Here is an 18,639-nt window from a genome sequence, read left to right on the forward strand (position 1 = left end):
ACTAAACCGAATAATCAAATAGAATGAGCGAAAAACAAGCGCCTGAAGTAGTAACCCAAGAGGCAGCGCATAAACCTGAAACCAGTTTCTCAAAAATCCAGAAGCCTTTAATACTGGCAATTGTAGCCGTATTGGTTATTGGCGGTGGATGGTTTGCTTACCAGCAGTATGTGGTAAAACCAAAAGAAGAAAAAGCGGCAGAAGCTTTATTTAAAGCTGAACAATACTTTGCTATGGATTCCTCCAGACTGGTATTGAATGGCGACGGACAATACAAAGGTGTATTAAACGTAATCAGCAATTTTGGAGGCACTAAGTCTGCCAACCTGGCTCATTATTATGCTGGCATCAGCTACCTTAAATTGGGGGAATTTGAAAATGCAGTGAAGCACTTAAAAGACTTTTCTACAGATGCCAAGCAAATTCAATTACTGGCTACTGGTTGTCTGGGTGATGCTTACGCTGAACTAAATAAAAAAGAAGAGGCGGTAGAAGCTTACAAAAAAGCAGCCGCTACTTTTGTTGAAGATGAGAACAACTCTTCAGAATATTTATTCCGTGCGGCTTTATTACTGGAGTCTACTGGTAAAACAGCTGAAGCATTGGAATTATACAAAGAAGTAAAAAACAAATTCCCTAAAACTGATAAAGGTTTTCAGGCCGATAAATACATTTATCGTCTGAGCAACGAAAAAAATGACCTTGCTGAATAATGGCTACTAAAGGAAATACTTTATTAAACAAAGGCATCCCCGCACCGGAGGATGCCTTTGTTGTTATCGTTAAAACAGAGTGGAACAGTACCATCATTAATTCTTTGGAAAAGGGGGCTAAGAAGGTATTGAAGGAAGCTGGAGCAACTGTTAAAACCCTGGTAGTGCCGGGCGCATTTGAATTACCTTTTGGTGTTAAGCAGCATTATACCTATGCCAAACGCACTCCTGATGCATACATTGTATTAGGTGCGGTAATACAGGGCGATACGCCGCATTTTGACTATGTATGCAAGGGAGTAACAGATGGAATTATGCAATTGAATCTGCAGATTGATGCGCCTGTTATCTTCGGCGTATTGACAGTTCTGAACGAGCAGCAGGCCATTGAAAGAATTGGCGGTGTTCACGGACATAAGGGCGAAGAAGCAGCCATCACCGCATTGAAAATGATTCAACTGAATCGATCCCTAAAATAATTTTGATGAACGTACAGATTTTTATACCCTGCTTTATAGACCAGCTATATCCCAATGTAGCATTCAATATGGTAAAAGTTTTACGCAAAGCAGGCTGTACGGTACATTACAATGCATCACAGACTTGTTGCGGACAACCCGCATTCAATGCAGGTTTTCATGGAGAGGCAAAGGAAGTATGTACCAAATTCTTACAGGATTTTGAAGGAGCCGAATACATAGTTGCACCCAGTGCAAGCTGTGTAGGTTTTGTAAAGAATTATTATACCCAATTATTTGAGAACTCGGCATACAAAAACCAGGCGTTGAAAATAGGTACCCGGATTTATGAGTTTTCCGACTTTCTTGTTAATGTATTAAAACAGGTTGATTTTGGTGCAAGTCTAGAAGCCACTGCCACTTACCATGACAGCTGCGCTGCATTGAGAGAATGCAAAATAAAACAAGAACCCCGCTTGTTATTGAGCCGGGTAAATGGGCTGGAATTAAAGGAGATGAACGATGTGGAAACCTGTTGCGGATTCGGCGGCACTTTCGCAGTAAAATTTGAACCCATCAGTATTGCCATGGGAAGCCAGAAAATAAACAATGCTTCAGATACGGGTGCAACGGTTCTGATCAGTACAGATATGAGTTGCCTTATGCATATAGACGGATGTGCCAAGCATGAAGGCAAAAACATTCAGATGATGCACTTAGCCGATGTACTGGCCAGCGGTTGGGAATAAGGCTTAATTATCCCAGTTCCCATTCAAAATCCAGTTGACGTTTTTCCAGATTAGCGGCGACTAAACGTACCGTTACTTTATCACCCATTTTAAAAATACGCCCACTTCTTCTGCCAACTAAGCTGTATTCTGATTCTACTAATCTGAAATCATCATAGTCGCTCAGGCTAACAATACTTACCAGACCTTCACATTTGTGTTCTATTGTTTCAACAAAAAATCCAAAACTGGTTACTCCGCTTACCACGCCTTCAAAACACTCTCCAATAAATCCTTGTAAAAATTCTACCTGCTTGTATTTATTGCCCGCTCTTTCGCATTCCATGGCAGCCCTTTCTCTTTCACTGGAATGTTTGCATTTTTCTGCCATCTTCTTATCCACTTTTGGAGCGTCATCTAAAACAGACTGCAATACCCGATGTACCAAAATATCAGGATACCTTCTGATAGGTGAGGTAAAATGACAATAGTGTTCAAAAGCCAATCCATAATGCCCGATATTTTCAGGTGTATATATGGCTTTAGCCATGGTTCTGATACCTAACTGTTCCAATACGTGCTGTTCTGGTTTACCAGCCGCATCTTTTAGCATCTGGTTAAAACTATGTGCGATTGCAATGGGACTGCTGATATCAAATCCATGTCCATATCTCTTGGCATATTGAATAAATGGTGCCAGTTTCTCTTCATCGGGTTGATCATGTACACGGTAAGGGAAAGGTATTGGTTTTCCGTTCACCGACTTTTTGGCGATATTCTCTGCTACCGTTCTATTGGCCAGCAACATCAGTTCTTCAATTAATTGATGAGACTCTTTACTTTCCTTAACTACAATACCAATGGGGGTACCTTTTTCATCCAGTTTAAAACGGACTTCCTGTGATGAGAAATTGATGGCTCCTTTACTGAAACGCTTTTTCCTGAGTTTCTGTGCAATATCGTTCAACAGAAGAATCTCTTCCTTGTATATTCCATCCTTGGTTTCTATAATCTGTTGTACATCTTCGTAAGTATAACGATGATCCGAATGAATAACCGTTCTTCCCAACCAGTACTGTTTAACCTCTCCCTGCGCATTCATTTGAAAAATGGCAGAAAAGGTAAGTTTGTCTTCATTAGGTCTTAAAGAACAGAGCTGATTGGAAATATGCTCTGGCAACATCGGATTAACACGGTCGGGCAGATATACGGAAGTAGCTCTTTTATATGCTTCTTCATCCAAAGCAGAATCCGGTTCAACATAATGACTTACGTCCGCAATATGTACCCCAATTTCATACTTGTTATCACCCAGTTGTCTAATAGATATGGCATCATCAAAATCTTTAGCATCCACCGGATCAATGGTAAAAGTTAAAACATTCCGGCAATCCTTTCTTTTGGCCACTTCCTCTTCTCCAATCATATCCGGTAACCTTCCAGCTTCTTCCATTACTTCATCGGGAAATGAAATAGGGAATCCTGCTTCTGTTAAGATTTCTTTCATGGCAGCATCATTGGGGCTATCATTTTCCAAAATGCTGACTACTTCTCCCACAGGTTTTTTATCGTCCTTTTCCCAGCGAACCATTCTCACCAACACTTTGTCTTTGTGCTTAGCACCGTTAATAGACTGAAGTGGTATATACAAATCTGGCATTGGCTTATCTGAATCAGGCACAAAAAAAGCATGATGAGCAGACACCTGTATATGACCAATAAATTCAGTTTGCTTTCTGGTAACTACTTCTGTAATCTTCCCCTCTCTTTTGCCAGTTCTGCTGTTCTCTTTAATAATTTTAACCCTTACAATATCTCCATTCAATGCGGTCAGGAAATCATTGGGTTTAACCAATACATCTCCGGCATTATCATCAATAATAACATATCCCATGCCGGAACGAGTTACTTCCAGTCTTCCTTTTGGCGTTTGAACCGTAATTGTTTTGGCTTTACGTTTCTGTTTAGATTTAGGCTTTTTCGAACTCATGTTCAGGTGTAATGGGTTTAAAAGGAAAGTGTTGAATAAAATTAATTAGTTGTTCGTTCAGTTGCCAGGATTCATCAAATAAAATGCGATGTCTGATGGGTATCACAAAAAAAGGCATCGACTTTAATTCCTCCTTGAATTTTATCAGCCGCACGGCATCCTTTTCAGTAGTAATTATCAGCTTTCTGTCAGCTGATATATCATCATATAATTGTTTGATTTCTTTTAAATCGTCTATGGAAAATATATGATGATCCGCATAATCCTGCTGATAATAGGTTTTGGCTTTCTGCAACAAAAAGTCTTTCAATGGTTTTGGATTGGCTATTCCACAAACCAGCATCACTTCATCCAGTGAATTGATGGCATATTGAATATTAGAGTCACAAATATGGTATGGTATACCATACTCAATGGTACTAAAATAAACCTGCTGACCAGGAAGCGGTTTCAGGTCTCTGATAATGGCATTTTTTGATTCAACATCCAAATCTGCAGGACATTTGGTTACAATAATTACCTGAGCTCTTTTGGCAGAAGCCCATTCATCTCTTAAATCACCAGTTGGTAAAAAGAAGTCACTGGTGTACAAATTGCTGTATTCTGTAAGCAGAATATTAAACCCGGCTTTTACTGTCCGGTGTTGAAAAGCATCATCCAAAATGATTCCCTGCAAATCGGGATGGTCCTGTAATAAATGAGGAATGGCAACAATTCGTTCCTCTCCTACTGCAACAGCAACTTTGGGAAATTTCAAGGCAAATTGCATGGGCTCATCTCCAATTTCCAATGCAGTAGTGCCATCATTGGCCAATGCATATCCCTTGGTTCTTCGCTTATATCCTCTGCTCAAAGTTGCCATTTTGAATTTAGGACTTAATAAGGTTAAAAGATATTCTACCATAGGTGATTTTCCTGTTCCCCCTACTGCCAGATTACCCACGCAAATAATTGGAAAATTAAATTCGGCCGATTTTAAAATCTGCCTGTCGAACAATCTGTTTCTGATAATAATGATTAAACCATACATCACGGCCAGTGGCAATAGCAATACTCTGAATGATTTAAGAAAAAGGGTATTAAAATTCATAAATACAATTAGGGGTAATACCTATATGTAAAGGTATATCAAATTCATGGGTGTCGCTAATCAAAGGAATAGGGTCAAAATAAGAAAAGCCCATCAAAACGGTGTGTGCGCACTTTTCTGCTAGGTACCGGTCATAATAGCCCTTACCAAAACCAACCCGATATCCTGCTTGATCAAAAACCAGTAAGGGAACTAGTACCAGATCAATATCTTTAAGTTCAAGCTTCTCACCCTCCTTGGGTTCTGTAATGCCAAGAGAATTGGAAACATATACCGTATCCTCATTGATGCAAATGGCTTCCATAGTAAATTCATCCTTGACTACCGGATATGCCAATTGCAAGTTGGGAATCATATGTCTTAAATAACCATTGAATAAATGCGTGTTAGGCTCGGCTTTATGTGGCATTGGCCAATACGTTAAAACCGTTTCTATGTCATCAAATGAAAATTGCTGGAATTGAATCAACAACAAATCATCCATTTTAAGTTGATCAGGTCCCTGCAAAGCTTTTCTTTTTTGCAAATAGATTTCTCTTATCTGAGATTTATTCATTCCGGTTACTTTGTTTTCGCAAATACTACAATGCAATTTACCTATAAACCCTCCAATTTTATATTTTTACCAAACCTAGATCCTCTCCAATACCATGAAAAAACTCTATTCACTTCTATTCGGCTTGTTCATTGTGGCTGGTATGCAGGCACAATCTGCGAATCAAATTATACCCAAGCCCAATTTTATCAGTTATCCTCATGTTCCAACCCCTTTCCAGATTCAGGCATCTACAATTATTTATTTTGATTCTACCTATACCAATCAGGCAGCCTATTTAAGTGAGGCCATTCTTCAACAAACAGGCCTGTCATTAATAAGAAAAACCTTGACTGCAAGTACCTACTTGCAAAAAGAAAAGGGTGTCTATTTATTGCTGAACAATCGCCTGTCAAATGAAAAATACACAATCACTGTTGGTTCAGAAAAAATAGTCATTGAATCCTCAGGTGTCAGGGGGCTCATCAACGGCATGCAAAGTTTACTTCAGCTGATACCCATTACAAAGCAGGAAAAAATTTTTATTGAGCCGGTTTACATTGAGGATGAGCCCAGGTTTTCTTACAGGGGCATGCACCTCGATGTTGTCCGCCATCTATTTCCGGTGACTTATATTAAAAAATATATAGACTATTTAACCTTTCACAAGTTCAATACATTTCATTGGCATTTAACGGATGACCAGGGCTGGAGAATAGAGATGAACAGTTATCCCAAATTAAATTCCGTCAGCGCATTCAGAGACGAAACATTAATCGGTCATTTCAAAGACCAGCCCGCCAAGTTCGATGGACAACGATATGGTGGATTTTATACCAAGGCAGAAATTAAAGACATTATTGCCTATGCAACTGTCAGGGGCATAACGATTATTCCGGAAATAGATATACCCGGACATAGCAGAGCTGCCATTGCAGCCTATCCGAAACTCAGCACCCGACCCGATACCAATTGGAAAGTAGCAACTACCTGGGGCATGTATAACAGGCAAAACAATGTGCTTGCGCCCACCAAAGCAAGTTTTGAATTTCTGGAAAAAGTATTTGCTGAAGTAGCCGATTTATTCCCTTCCCCCTATATTCATGTTGGCGGAGATGAATGCAGCAAAATCTGGTGGAAACAGGATGTGGCTACGCAGGCATTCATGAAAGCCAATGGAATCAAAAACGAAACTGATTTACAGACCTACTTTATAGAGTTCGTTGCCAAATTTCTGAAAGGCAGGGGAAAACAAACGATTGGCTGGCATGAAATTAACGAAGGGGATCTGGACACCAGCACTGTTGTTATGAATTGGGGAACAGATAAGCAAGCCATTGAAGCAGCTTCAAAAGGCTTTAGTGTAATCAATACTCCTGGCAAACCTTTTTACTTTGATCATTATCAATCCCTGGATCCTAAAGATAGTCTTGCTATACACGGATATAATCCTTTGGAAGCCGTGTATAAGTACAATCCGGTTCCAAGATCTATTTCAGAAAAAGGCCTGCAAAACAAAATCATTGGAGGGCAAGCCAATGTATGGACCGAATACATGGAGAATGAGAAGAAAGTAGATTATATGATTTTCCCAAGAATGACAGCACTCAGTGAAGTATTATGGTCTAAGCCTGAAATGCTTAACTACACCGATTTTTTGAAGAGGCTAAAAAGTAATGCAATTCCCCGTTATGAATTCTGGAATAGCAGTTGGTTCAAAAACTATTTGCTTTGGGATCTTTCAAAAGCCACAAAATAAAAAGTTCCCGCAACATTGAGTCGATGTGCGGGAACTAAAACCATTAGTCAGGTATTAAAACTGAGACTTGAAATTTCTGTTGGCAGACTTCATTTCTCTGTGGATCTTCCACAAATCAACTGCACGAAATGCTTTTTTCTTTTCTTCTCTGTTCTGTACAAACATTTCAGTTGCCAATGTTTCTTTTACTTCCTGTACTAAATCATTTAAATGAGCCTTATCTATCTGTACGATAGAGGGCATAACTTCGCCTTTCATTGTATTACTATTTTATTTTTTACAAATGTTGTTGAGCCGGGTAAGAAATTCTGATAAAACCCTGAAATAGAATGGCCTTCTATTAGTCTACCTGTGAAATACTGATATAAAACTGCTCAATTGCGCCGCAAAAGTACGACGTAATGACTTACCAGAAAAATTAAACTCTAAAAAAAAGTTAATATATCATCTGCCCTTTTATGAAATCACTAACCAGATAACTGATTAGCTTTCCTGTGCCGGAATCTTTTTCTCCGTTTGTTAATTGAGCTGCTCCTTCGGAAATATGCAGATAGGCTGCTTTAGTGTCCGCCGCAGCATATTGAATATATTGTCTGGCCTGTATAGGACTGATGCCTACTTTGGATTGTGCGCTGGACAAAACGCCTGCAACCGCATCCAGGTCTAATTCAATACCACAAAGTGTATCATCCGTAAATGATGTAGCATGGGCAACAGCCTGCAAAAAAGTCCTTTTTTCGTGTACAAAAATGTCTTCGTAAGTAATACAATCAATAAAAGGATTGTTCACCATATCCATCCATACATTTTGAGGAATATAGTTTTCATGAATACCAATAACACAATACTTCTCCAGATAGCCATCTTCCTCAGCATAGGTAAATCCATTCCCGCTATGTCTTCCTTCCATGGGTCTGAAATCGGCATGAGCATCCAGATTAATTGCATTAATCTGTGCTATCGGAATTACGCCCGCCTTGTAAAAACCTTTGGCTGCACCCTTAATACAAGGGTATGCATTATTATGACCACCTCCGATTATAATAGGTATTTTTTTATTCTGCGTAATAATATGAATCATTTGCTCCACAGCATCATCAATCGTATTCACAGCATGACGGTATGCTTCCATTTTTTCTTCTGAATTCAAGGCATTTTGGTCTATTACTGTTGCAATGGAAGAAAAATCAAAATGCCCCAGTACCAGCATATTACTCCCTTCCAGAAAATCATTGCTTTGTATATTCAGAAATGCGTTCAGAAAGGAAAGCCATGCACTGTCGGTACCACCAATCCCCCCGTTGGCTTTTACCCCTATATCTTCTGGGATGCCTAAAATAATATAGTCAGCACTGGTTGCCTGCAGGCTTTCTTCTAATTGGGCAGGATGGGGAATTGCCTGCACCCGCTCTCCCAGCTTGGTTTCGAACCTGCGGATTCGTGTAACCGACAAAATATCCTGTTTGTTGTAGAAACGAAAGTATTGCATGCCAGAGAGTTTGAATGAAGAATTATTTACTTAAATATAACTAAATAAAACGACCATTAATCATCACTTTATCAATAAGATTATTTCCGAATGAATAAGGTATAAAGGCCAAAGAAGGAACCGGCCTGGTAAAAATAAGGTTGGCCCTTTTACCCGGGGTAATACTACCCAATTCCTCCCCCAGTTCCATGGCATAAGCCCCATTAAGTGTAGCCGCATTAATGGCTTCTTCCGGAAGCATGCGCAGCTGGATGCAACTTAAAGCAACTACAAAATTCATATTACCACTTGGGCTGGAACCCGGATTATAATCAGAAGCCAGTGCAATGCCAGCGTTGGCCTCAATTAAAGTTCTGGCTGGCTGGTAAGGCATTCTTAAAAAGAAAGCAGCAGTTGGCAAAAGTGTACCAATGGTATTTGAGCTACTTAAGGCATTGATTGCACCTGTATCCATCGTTTCCAGATGATCCACAGAAATAGCATTTAACGCTACTCCCAGCTGAACTCCTCCGGATGCATGCAGCTGGTTCGCATGAATTTTCGGTTTTAATCCCAAAGCAATACCCGCCCTACATATTCTCTCTGTTTCGTCCACATTAAAAAAACCCTGCTCGCAAAAAACATCAATATAATCTGCCAGTTTTTCTTTGGCAATAACAGGTAACATTTCATTGATGATTTCAGCAATATAGCCTTCATGATTTTCTTTGTAAGCAAGCGGATAGGTATGTGCTCCCAGAAAACTGGCTTTTACAGGTATAGGTGACACTGCTTTAATTCGCTGAATAACCCTTAGCATTTTTAGTTCCTGTTCTGTACTTAATCCATAGCCACTTTTAATTTCAATGGCACCGGTTCCCATTTGCATCAGCAATTGAAGACGACTCAATGCCCTTTCAAACAATTCATCTTCGCTGCACTGGGCCAGCTTTCGGGCAGAATTCAGTATTCCTCCACCCTTTGCGGCAATGGCTTCGTAACTCAAGCCTTTAATTTTATCTACAAATTCTTCCTCTCTTGTTTCAGCAAAAACAAGGTGGGTATGACTGTCGCACCAGGCTGGCATAACAGTTGCCCCTTTTGCATCTATCCACTCATCTGCCTGCTCCTCTTTGCTCAATTCCTGCATAGTTCCATACCTAAGTATTTTTCCATCTTCAATAATTAAATATGCATCGGAAATTGTTGGCAGTACGGCCAGTTCTGCACCGCGTAAAACATTTGTCTGCATTCTGGTGTTTACCAGAAGTTGAATATGATGCACAATCGATTTCATGATTGAAATTTAGTTTAATTTACTGTATGATTGCAACTTTACATATTGTCAGGTACCCGGCTTATTTTGGCTGGGCGGGTTTTTTATCCATGGCAATATTCCGATTCCCATTGTGGATGAACAGAAAAATTTCCTTTTATAAACTGATGGGCTGTGGAAAAAACGGAAGTTTTGACAAAACTCCCGATTTACGCCAATGGGCTTTATTGCTTGCAGCTGAAAACGGGAATTTACAAACTCCGAAAATGATTACCCGCTGGTGGCGGTTTTTTCGTTGTGAAATATGGGAACTGGAACTGGAGCCAATTGAAGGACACGGCACCTGGGATCAGAAAGCTGTTTTTGGTAATTTACCCAAACAAACAAGTTATGAAGGCCCCATCTGTGTGCTTACAAGGGCCACCATCAGAATTTCCCAACTCGGCAGATTTTGGTCGCATGTAGATGCCATCGCCAATCAGATGTCCGGGGCAAAGGGGTTTATTACTTCTATTGGCATTGGTGAAGTTCCATGGATTAAACAAGCTACTTTTAGTATATGGGAATCTAAGTTTGCCATGAAGGAATTTGCTTATAAAATGCAGGAACATGCCACGGTTATAAAGAAAACCTATCAGGAAAAATGGTACAGTGAAGATATGTTTGTACGATTCAAACCTGTAAAATCTACCGGAACCTTGAAGGGTATCTTGCCATTTGAAATAAAATTGTAATTTCATCACGTGAATCATTGTACTACCATATCTTTTTTAACAGCCCATTTTGCATGGATGTACCATGGTCTTAACCCCATGCCCGATCACTGACGTAGGTTTACAGCGAATACAGAACTTATTTTACTTCCCATTAATTTACTTATTTGTAATCCATGCATATGCCATACATATGCTTAAAATAAAATATTATGAAAGTTTCCGTAACATCTGAAATAGGAACCTTAAGAAGATTATTGGTTCATAGTCCGGACAGTGGACTTGGGAAAGTAGTTCCCTCAAAAGCCCAGGACTGGTTATTTGAAGATATTGTGCACTTAGACACCATTAGAAAAGACGAATACGACTACTACACCAAAATCCTGTTGTACTTTCTGGATCCTGAAAAAATAAAAGGCAAATTGAATGAGGTTGATTCAGAAAAAGGAAACAGGTCATTTTACAAACCAGAACATCCTGATTTCTATCGGTCTGATAAAGTAATTGAATTGCAATGGTTGCTATCCGACTTATTAGAAAACGAAGCCATTAAAACCCAATTAGTTTCTTCTATCTGTGCTATTGAAGGTTGCACCTATCAGATGCAAAATGAATTATTGACTTACGAGCCCAATGAACTGGCTAAAACGCTGATTTCCGGCACTGCTGCCAACAGACAATTGTTGTTTGCGCCAATACCGAATTTTATATTCACCCGTGATTTGGGAATTACTATCAAAGACCATGTATTGTTGAATAAGCCGGCAAAAAAAGCCCGAACCAGAGAGGCATTGCTAGCAAAATATATTTTCTTCAATCACCCTCTTTTTGCAGCGTTCACAGGAAAAATTATTGAACTCTCCGATTCACATCATAGTTTTTTACTTCCCAAAGAGGAAGATGAAAGAAAAATCACACTCGAAGGTGGAGACATCATGGTGGTAAGCGAAAACCATATTCTGGTTGGCGTAAGTGAACGGACTTCTTCAGAAGCGGCAGTAAAAATAACCCAGACACTTTTTGAAATGGGATTGATGGAAAAAGTTACCATCGTAAAAATTCCTAAGAAGAGAGATTACATGCATATAGATACGGTATTTACGCAAGTAAAAAGAAACGTATGGGTTATGCTTGGAAATTTTTCCAGAAAAGCGGTAAAGCACGAAGATGAAACGGCTGTAGAAAGAATGCTGGAAATAAAAAAAGAAGAAAAAATTAAAATACTTCAGTTTCACAGAAACAGTCCTGAAGAGCCTATTTCCTTTGATAGTTTAGAAGATCTTCTGATTGATATTAGTAAAGTAGATTTACAATGCAAGGAAGAAGTGAAAATTATATTCTCCGGGAACAATGAGTTTCCTTACAGCGCAAGAGAACAATGGACCGACTCCTGCAATTTATTAGCACTAAAAGAAGGTGTTGTGCTGGGCTACGACAGAAACGACAAAACAACAGAAGCCTTTAAAAATGCTGGCTTTACCATTGTGGGTGTAAAAGATTTGCTGCTGCAACTCGAAGCAGGAAGTTTAACGGTTGATCAGATAAAAGATACTTTTATTTTAATGCCTTCAGCAGAATTGTCCCGAGCACGGGGAGGATTTCATTGCATGAGCATGCCATTATGGAGAGAACCTTTAACAATTTAATTATGCAACATACCAGTCATTTATTAATGATAAAACCGGTGAATTTCAGCTTTAATGCAGAAACAGCCGTAAACAATAGTTTTCAGACCCTTTCTTCAGAATCGGGTATACAGGAAAAAGCCAGGCAGGAATTTGAATATTTTATTGAAACACTTAAAGCAAACGATATAGATGTTACAGTGGTTGAAGATACTCCTGTACCCTATACGCCTGACTCTGTTTTCCCCAACAACTGGATTTCATTTCATGAGGATGGAAGTATCTGCCTCTATCCTATGTTTGCGCAGAACAGAAGAATGGAAAGGAAGCCAACTGTATTGACTGCCATTGCTGAAAAATTCAGGATAGATCAAACCCATGATTTTACCAACAATGAAACCAGTAACCTTTTTCTGGAGGGAACAGGTAGCATGGTGCTTGACAGGGAGAATAAAATAGCTTATGCTTGTTTATCTCCCAGAACACATATAACTGTATTGGAAGCATTTTGCAATAAAATGAATTACCAACCTGTGGCATTTACTTCTGTAGATGTAGCGGGTAACCCAATCTATCATACCAATGTAATGATGTGTGTGGCGGATGACTATGTTATCATATGTCTGGAATCTATAGCAGACATGAATGAGAAAGAAATGGTAATTAAAAAAATACATGATACCCACAAAATAATCATTGAAATTAGTTTTGATCAGATGAACCGGTTTTCGGGCAATATGCTTCAGGTGCACAACACCAGTGGGCAGAAATTTCTGGTTATGTCGAGTCAGGCCTATCACGCACTGAACAATGATCAGATTAAAGAAATTGAAAAGTTCAACCCAATCATACACAGCGATATCAAAACCATTGAAACCAATGGAGGCGGAAGTGCCAGATGTATGATGGCAGAAGTATTTCTGCCGTTGAAATAATAGTGATTGCTGAGACTAAATTACCTCTGCCTAATTTATTATTGTACCAGGAAAGACAAATGAACCCCCTCTGAAAAAGAGCGGGGTTTATAGTTTAAAATATTCCTTGCTTTTTCAATCTGCAATCCAGAACGTTTTGCCCTTACAACAGGTTCTGGAAAAGTACTGCTGTCTACAGGGATAATAAGCGAATGATCAAGTGACAAAACTTTTGCAACCTCAATGGCCATATTATATGGAGTGATTATTTCAGGACCAGCAAGATGAAAAATGCCGGATTGATTTTCCGTGATTATGGTTTGTACACCAATGCAAATGTCTATGATATAAGTAGGTGTACGATACTGATCATTAACAACTTTAATTGACTTACACTGACGTAACTGCTGTTCTACCCATTGTATAAAACTGGCCCTTCCATTTTGGTGTTGAGGGCCATACATAAATACGGGCCTTACAATTACAGCATCAGTAATTTGTTTCCTTACCCATTGTTCTGCCTTCCACTTAGACTCTCCATAAAAATTAAGCGGATTGGGCCTATCCTCTTCCTTATGAGGTCCGTTTTCTCCAAAGATAAAATCTGTAGAAAAATAAATGAATCTGGCATTTACTTTTTGAGCCGCTGATCCTAAATGAATGGTTGCATCTACATTTTGTTTAAGGCATTCCTCTCTGTTGATATCGCATTCATCGGGTTTACTCATGGCTGCTACATGAATAATCCACCTGGGTTGTATGGTATCCACAACCTTTAACACCGAACTAACATTCGTTAGTTCGCACTCGTGATAAATAATACCTGAATGAGATGCTAAACGGGATGGTCCACGGGACACTGCATGCACCGAAAACCCTTGATTAGCAAGGAATACACACAAATGTTGACCAGTAAAACCATTGGCACCTGTTACCATTATATTCATGCCACAATGCTACGAAAAAACCATTATCAACACTACAAGGCTATGTGACTTCAAAGTTGTATTTTTGAAACTCCGTGTAAAGAATACACATCAAATTACATTTTGAAAACAGACCTATTTATCACTGAGATTGTACAACATGGGCACTAAAAAAGTCAGCAAGATTGGAGTTTTAACATCAGGAGGAGACGCTCCCGGCATGAATGCAGCCATAAGAGCAGTTGTAAGAACCGGATTATACCATGGGTTGGAAGTTTTTGGCATTATGCGGGGATATAGTGGCATGATAGATGATGATATTTTCCCGATGAACTCCAGGTCAGTTGCCAATATTATCCAGAGAGGCGGAACCGTATTAAAGACTGCCCGCTCTATGGAATTCATGGAACATGCAGGCAGAAAAATTGCCTATGAAAACCTGAAGAAAAGAGGAATCGACGGATTGGTAATTATTGGCGGCGATGGTAGTTTTAAGGGGGCACAGAAATTCAGCAATGAATTTGATATACCCTGTATTGGTTTACCCGGCACCATCGATAAGGATATTGCCGGAAGTGATTTTACCATTGGATTTGATACGGCCGTTAATACTGCAGTAGGCGCCATTGATAAAATCAGAGATACTGCCGATGCACACGACCGACTGTTCATTGTTGAAGTGATGGGTAGAGACGCAGGATATATTGCTTTACACAGTGGCATTTCTACAGGTGCAGAAAATATTTTAATACCGGAAACCGAAACCGATATTGAAGCTTTAATTACTTCTTTATCCGAACAGGAAAAAAGAAAAAAACTGGTGAATATTATTGTTGTTGCCGAAGGTGATAAATACGGCGCCAATGAAATTTCCACCATTATTAAGAAAAGACTACCACAGGCCGATACCAGAGTATGTATTTTAGGTCATATTCAAAGAGGAGGCTCTCCTACCTGCCTGGACAGATTAATTGCCAGCCGGATGGGTTTTGCCGCTGTTGAGTGCTTACTCAATGGCACCAACAATGTAATGGTGGGCATATTAAATAACCAGCTTCACTATACACCTTTGGATCATGCCATTAAAGCAAAGCAAAAAATTTCAGAAGATTGGTTGAACATAGTAAAAATACTAGCCAGCTAAAATCCCCCCTAAAAAATAAACTAAAACAATGTCAAAGAATTTAGAGAAGTATCTACACAAGAACATGGACAAGGCAGCAGGTGTAAAACACGTGATGCATAAAACAAAGATTGTTGCAACTGTTGGACCCGCTTGTGATTCATACGACCAGCTGTTAGATCTGGTGAAAGCAGGAGTGAACGTTTTCAGATTGAATTTTTCACATGGAAGCCACGAAGACAAACTGGCTATAATTGAACATATCAGAAATATCAATAAAACACAACCTTATAATATTGCCATTCTTGCCGATTTGCAAGGACCTAAATTAAGAGTTGGTGAAATTGAAAACAATGCTTTGGATTTACAGATAGGTGATATTTTAACTTTCACCAATGAAAAATGTATTGGTACAAAAGAAAAAATTTATGTATCCTATCCTAACCTTGCCGGTGATGTAGTATTAGGAAATACCATCATGATTGATGATGGAAAAATTGAAGTGAAAGTTTCAGGCATTGAAAAAAATGGAGATGTTAAAGTGGTGGTAACATTAGGTGGCATTCTTTCATCTAAAAAAGGGCTTAACCTTCCAGACACAAAGATTTCTTTACCAGCATTAACTGAAAAAGATCTGGCTGACCTTGAATTCATTATTGAACAACAGTTAGACTGGGTGGCTTTAAGTTTTGTAAGAAGCGTAAAAGACATTGTAATTTTAAGAAGCAAGCTCGACGAAAAGAAAAGCAAAACCAAGATTATTGCAAAAATTGAAAAGCCGGAAGCCCTGGTAAATATTCGTGATATTATTATTGAAAGTGATGCCATCATGGTAGCTCGTGGAGATTTAGGTGTTGAGTTGCCGGTAGAACAGATACCATTGATACAGAAAGAACTAATTCGCAAATGCATTCACCGGGCTAAGCCAGTTATTGTGGCAACTCAGATGATGGAGAGTATGATTGATCGTGTTAAGCCCAACAGAAGTGAAATCACTGATGTGGCGAATGCTGTATTGGAAGGAGCAGATGCGGTAATGTTGAGTGGAGAAACTGCTGCAGGCAAACACCCTGCATTGGTGGTGGAAACCATGCGTAAGATTATTGCAGAAGTAGAAAAAAACGAATACAGATACAATCGTTCAGAAGACCTTAAGCCACAGCCTCATTCACCTTCTTTCTACAGCGATGCCGTATGTTACAATGCCGCAAAAATGGCAGAAGATGTATCTGCCAATGCTTTGATTGGAATGACACAAAGTGGCTATACTGCGTTTATGCTAAGTAGTTACAGACCTTCTTCTCCCCTATTCATTTTCACTAAAGAAAGATCGCTGGTTAATCAGCTGAGTCTGAGCTGGGGTGTTAGGGCATTTTATTATTCAGAAGAAGAAAGTGTGGATGATATAGTAGCAGACCAGATTGATATTTTAAAACAAAGAGGTTTTGTAAAATCCGGAGACGCGGTAATTAATACAGGTAGCACACCGGTTGATCAGCATTTACCTACCAATTTAATTAAATTAACACGAGTAGTATAAACCCGTATTTATAATTTCCAAGATAATTAAGAAGAAAAGATTCCCCATTCAGGGGAATCTTTTTTATTTTTATCACTTAACGATTAATCAAGCTTATGAAATACCTATTTCTTGCCATTTCTTGTCTATTTAGTTTTATCTCTTTTGCTCAGCAAAGCCCGATAATTCCGCAACCTGCAGAACTTACAATGGGTCAGGGCAATTTTCTGGTGACTAACAAAACAGTCATTGTAACAAAAGGGGGCGGACTTAACAAATCTGCATCTTTTTTACAGGCTTATGTAAAGAAAATGTATGGATTTGTTTTACCAGTTTCAGCTACAGCTGAACACAAGGGTAATATTGTTTTATCCTATGCACGCATGGATTACAGCATTCCCGGTGCCTATCAGATGGAAGTAAATAAGAACGGAGTAGTTATTGAAGGGGACAATGAGGCTGGCGTGTTTTACGGTGTTCAATCCCTGATTCAATTGTTTCCATTCAGCAAGTCGGCCAGTTTGAGCATCCCACAATTATTGGTTAAGGATCAACCCAGATTTGCATACAGAGGTATGCACTTAGATGTAGCCCGACATTTCTTCCCGGTAGATTTTATAAAAAAATACATTGACTTCATTGCCATGCATAAAATGAATACTTTTCATTGGCATTTAACAGAAGATCAGGGCTGGAGAATTGAAATTAAAAAATATCCGAAGCTTACTGAAATTGGCGCCTACAGAAACGGCACTACCATAGGAAGATATCCTGGCACAGGCAATACAAATACCCGTTACGGTGGCTATTATACTCAGGAACAAATTAAAGAAATAGTAAAATATGCTGCTGACAGATATGTAGAAGTTATTCCTGAAATAGAATTGCCTGGTCACTCATCTGCCGCTATTGCAGCCTATCCGGAGTTGAGTTGTTTTCCTGACTCAAGCACTAAAGTACCGGCAAAAGTGGCTTGGAACGGACCAAGAACAGGTAAACAGGTACAGCAAACCTGGGGCGTTTTTGAAGATGTATTTGCGCCCACAGAAACCACATTTAAATTCCTTGAAAATGTATTTGACGAAGTGATTCAGCTATTCCCATCCAAATACATCCATATCGGAGGCGATGAGTGCCCGAAGGAGGCATGGAAAAAATCTGCTTTCTGCCAGCAGTTGATTAATGAAAAAGGACTGAAAGACGAGCATGAATTGCAGAGCTACTTTATTCAGCGAGTAGAAAAATATTTAAACAGTAAGGGAAAACAAATTATTGGCTGGGATGAGATTCTGGAAGGTGGTCTTGCGCCTAATGCAACCGTAATGAGCTGGAGAGGTGAGCAAGGTGGTATTGAAGCTGCTAAACAAAAACACAACGTTATTATGACACCCGGCGGCTGGATGTACTTTGATCACAAACAAACCAAAAATGAGGACTCTGTTACAATCGGAGGATATACAACTGTTCAGAAAGTATACAGTTACGACCCAATTCCAAAAGCCTTAACTGCAGTAGAAGCAAAATATGTATTGGGCGCCCAGGCCAACGTTTGGACAGAATACATGACCAATACTTCAAAAGTGGAGTATCAGATTTTCCCCAGAATGAGCGCCTTAAGCGAAGTTTTATGGACTCCCAAAGAGAAAAAAGATTGGAACAATTTTGAAAAAAGGTTATTACATCAGTTCAAACGCTATGATTGGATGGGCATGAATTATTCAAAAGCATTTTACGACCCCGCCAATAACAGCACAGAAACCACAAAAAACCTTAAAAAACCGCAAAATATCTCATAAACCTGC

At 39.3% G+C, this 18,639-nt stretch carries 17 protein-coding genes; 10 read left to right on the forward strand and 7 right to left on the reverse strand.

The window, feature by feature from the left end; translation table 11 throughout:
• Window positions 1-23 precede the first annotated feature (23 nt).
• The 3 genes from P767_RS0104780 to P767_RS0104790 are packed head-to-tail and all read left to right on the forward strand — an operon-like array spanning window position 24 to window position 1,920.
• Window positions 24-713, forward strand: a complete 690-nt coding sequence (locus P767_RS0104780; RefSeq protein ID WP_026763612.1) for a tetratricopeptide repeat protein — start codon at window positions 24-26, stop codon at window positions 711-713.
• The gene (gene ribH, locus P767_RS0104785) at window positions 713-1,192 is read left to right on the forward strand and encodes a 6,7-dimethyl-8-ribityllumazine synthase (protein WP_026763613.1); all 480 of its coding nucleotides are present in this window, start codon (window positions 713-715) and stop codon (window positions 1,190-1,192) included. Before P767_RS0104780 ends, ribH begins: the two co-directional genes overlap by 1 nt.
• 5 nt (window positions 1,193-1,197) lie before the next feature.
• Window positions 1,198-1,920 carry a (Fe-S)-binding protein gene (locus P767_RS0104790; protein ID WP_026763614.1) on the forward strand — a complete coding sequence of 241 codons (723 nt, stop codon included), beginning with the start codon at window positions 1,198-1,200 and terminating at the stop codon, window positions 1,918-1,920.
• Between the two features lie 7 nt (window positions 1,921-1,927).
• On the opposite strand, the gene rnr is transcribed toward P767_RS0104790, so the two are convergent.
• The 3 genes from rnr to P767_RS0104805 are packed head-to-tail and all read right to left on the reverse strand — an operon-like array spanning window position 1,928 to window position 5,535.
• A complete protein-coding gene (gene rnr, locus P767_RS15905) occupies window positions 1,928-3,889 on the reverse strand; it encodes a ribonuclease R (protein ID WP_051417132.1) in 1,962 nt (653 codons plus the stop codon).
• Window positions 3,870-4,979 carry a tetraacyldisaccharide 4'-kinase gene (lpxK, locus tag P767_RS0104800; RefSeq protein ID WP_026763615.1) on the reverse strand — a complete coding sequence of 370 codons (1,110 nt, stop codon included), beginning with the start codon at window positions 4,977-4,979 and terminating at the stop codon, window positions 3,870-3,872. Before lpxK ends, rnr begins: the two co-directional genes overlap by 20 nt.
• On the reverse strand, window positions 4,969-5,535 hold the full coding sequence (locus P767_RS0104805) for a 5-formyltetrahydrofolate cyclo-ligase (protein ID WP_026763616.1): 567 nt from the start codon (window positions 5,533-5,535) through the stop codon (window positions 4,969-4,971). Before P767_RS0104805 ends, lpxK begins: the two co-directional genes overlap by 11 nt.
• 94 nt (window positions 5,536-5,629) lie before the next feature.
• On the opposite strand from P767_RS0104805, the gene P767_RS15910 reads away from it, so the two are divergent.
• Window positions 5,630-7,273: a beta-N-acetylhexosaminidase gene (locus P767_RS15910; RefSeq protein ID WP_037351630.1), complete on the forward strand. Its 1,644-nt coding sequence runs from the start codon at window positions 5,630-5,632 to the stop codon at window positions 7,271-7,273.
• A gap of 54 nt (window positions 7,274-7,327) precedes the next feature.
• Here P767_RS15910 and P767_RS0104815 read toward each other — a convergent pair whose 3' ends face one another.
• The 3 genes from P767_RS0104815 to hutI form a co-directional block, all read right to left on the reverse strand.
• Window positions 7,328-7,531, reverse strand: a complete 204-nt coding sequence (locus P767_RS0104815; protein ID WP_026751736.1) for a hypothetical protein — start codon at window positions 7,529-7,531, stop codon at window positions 7,328-7,330.
• Window positions 7,532-7,709: 178 nt separating this feature from the next.
• A complete protein-coding gene (locus tag P767_RS0104820) occupies window positions 7,710-8,762 on the reverse strand; it encodes a formimidoylglutamase (protein WP_026763617.1) in 1,053 nt (350 codons plus the stop codon).
• Window positions 8,763-8,802: 40 nt separating this feature from the next.
• Window positions 8,803-10,038 (reverse strand): imidazolonepropionase, encoded by a 1,236-nt coding sequence (gene hutI / locus P767_RS0104825; protein ID WP_026763618.1) that lies wholly within the window; start codon window positions 10,036-10,038, stop codon window positions 8,803-8,805.
• A 26-nt stretch (window positions 10,039-10,064) separates the two neighbouring features.
• On the opposite strand from hutI, the gene P767_RS0104830 reads away from it, so the two are divergent.
• From P767_RS0104830 to ctlX, 3 genes are all read left to right on the forward strand, one after another.
• Window positions 10,065-10,751, forward strand: coding sequence for a hypothetical protein (locus P767_RS0104830; protein WP_026763619.1), 687 nt, complete (start codon window positions 10,065-10,067; stop codon window positions 10,749-10,751).
• Window positions 10,752-10,942: 191 nt separating this feature from the next.
• Window positions 10,943-12,376, forward strand: a complete 1,434-nt coding sequence (locus P767_RS0104835) for an arginine deiminase family protein (protein WP_026763620.1) — start codon at window positions 10,943-10,945, stop codon at window positions 12,374-12,376.
• A gap of 2 nt (window positions 12,377-12,378) precedes the next feature.
• On the forward strand, window positions 12,379-13,290 hold the full coding sequence (gene ctlX, locus P767_RS0104840; protein ID WP_026763621.1) for a citrulline utilization hydrolase CtlX: 912 nt from the start codon (window positions 12,379-12,381) through the stop codon (window positions 13,288-13,290).
• A gap of 38 nt (window positions 13,291-13,328) precedes the next feature.
• On the opposite strand, the gene P767_RS0104845 is transcribed toward ctlX, so the two are convergent.
• Entirely contained in the window at window positions 13,329-14,216 is an 888-nt protein-coding gene (locus tag P767_RS0104845) for an SDR family oxidoreductase (protein ID WP_026763622.1), read from the reverse strand.
• 139 nt (window positions 14,217-14,355) lie between these two features.
• Between P767_RS0104845 and pfkA the strand changes: the two genes are divergently transcribed.
• The 3 genes from pfkA to P767_RS15915 all read left to right on the forward strand — a co-directional run bounded on the left by pfkA (window position 14,356) and on the right by P767_RS15915 (window position 18,633).
• The gene (pfkA, locus tag P767_RS0104850; protein WP_026763623.1) at window positions 14,356-15,339 is read left to right on the forward strand and encodes a 6-phosphofructokinase; all 984 of its coding nucleotides are present in this window, start codon (window positions 14,356-14,358) and stop codon (window positions 15,337-15,339) included.
• A 28-nt stretch (window positions 15,340-15,367) separates the two neighbouring features.
• Window positions 15,368-16,858 (forward strand): pyruvate kinase, encoded by a 1,491-nt coding sequence (gene pyk, locus P767_RS0104855; protein WP_084799815.1) that lies wholly within the window; start codon window positions 15,368-15,370, stop codon window positions 16,856-16,858.
• 95 nt (window positions 16,859-16,953) lie between these two features.
• Window positions 16,954-18,633 carry a beta-N-acetylhexosaminidase gene (locus P767_RS15915; RefSeq protein WP_037351631.1) on the forward strand — a complete coding sequence of 560 codons (1,680 nt, stop codon included), beginning with the start codon at window positions 16,954-16,956 and terminating at the stop codon, window positions 18,631-18,633.
• Window positions 18,634-18,639 lie beyond the last annotated feature (6 nt).

It is taken from the genome of Sediminibacterium salmoneum NBRC 103935 (assembly GCF_000511175.1).
In the GTDB taxonomy this organism is placed as follows: Bacteria; Bacteroidota; Bacteroidia; order Chitinophagales; family Chitinophagaceae; genus Sediminibacterium; species Sediminibacterium salmoneum.

Coding starts and splice junctions, on each gene's coding strand:
- P767_RS0104780 (WP_026763612.1), top strand. CDS start 24: ATGAGCGAAAAACAAGCGCCTGAAGTAGTAACCCAAGAGGCAGCGCAT.
- ribH (WP_026763613.1), top strand. CDS start 713: ATGGCTACTAAAGGAAATACTTTATTAAACAAAGGCATCCCCGCACCG.
- P767_RS0104790 (WP_026763614.1), top strand. CDS start 1,198: ATGAACGTACAGATTTTTATACCCTGCTTTATAGACCAGCTATATCCC.
- rnr (WP_051417132.1), bottom strand. CDS start 3,889: ATGAGTTCGAAAAAGCCTAAATCTAAACAGAAACGTAAAGCCAAAACA.
- lpxK (WP_026763615.1), bottom strand. CDS start 4,979: ATGAATTTTAATACCCTTTTTCTTAAATCATTCAGAGTATTGCTATTG.
- P767_RS0104805 (WP_026763616.1), bottom strand. CDS start 5,535: ATGAATAAATCTCAGATAAGAGAAATCTATTTGCAAAAAAGAAAAGCT.
- P767_RS15910 (WP_037351630.1), top strand. CDS start 5,630: ATGAAAAAACTCTATTCACTTCTATTCGGCTTGTTCATTGTGGCTGGT.
- P767_RS0104815 (WP_026751736.1), bottom strand. CDS start 7,531: ATGAAAGGCGAAGTTATGCCCTCTATCGTACAGATAGATAAGGCTCAT.
- P767_RS0104820 (WP_026763617.1), bottom strand. CDS start 8,762: ATGCAATACTTTCGTTTCTACAACAAACAGGATATTTTGTCGGTTACA.
- hutI (WP_026763618.1), bottom strand. CDS start 10,038: ATGAAATCGATTGTGCATCATATTCAACTTCTGGTAAACACCAGAATG.
- P767_RS0104830 (WP_026763619.1), top strand. CDS start 10,065: ATGATTGCAACTTTACATATTGTCAGGTACCCGGCTTATTTTGGCTGG.
- P767_RS0104835 (WP_026763620.1), top strand. CDS start 10,943: ATGAAAGTTTCCGTAACATCTGAAATAGGAACCTTAAGAAGATTATTG.
- ctlX (WP_026763621.1), top strand. CDS start 12,379: ATGCAACATACCAGTCATTTATTAATGATAAAACCGGTGAATTTCAGC.
- P767_RS0104845 (WP_026763622.1), bottom strand. CDS start 14,216: ATGAATATAATGGTAACAGGTGCCAATGGTTTTACTGGTCAACATTTG.
- pfkA (WP_026763623.1), top strand. CDS start 14,356: ATGGGCACTAAAAAAGTCAGCAAGATTGGAGTTTTAACATCAGGAGGA.
- pyk (WP_084799815.1), top strand. CDS start 15,368: ATGTCAAAGAATTTAGAGAAGTATCTACACAAGAACATGGACAAGGCA.
- P767_RS15915 (WP_037351631.1), top strand. CDS start 16,954: ATGAAATACCTATTTCTTGCCATTTCTTGTCTATTTAGTTTTATCTCT.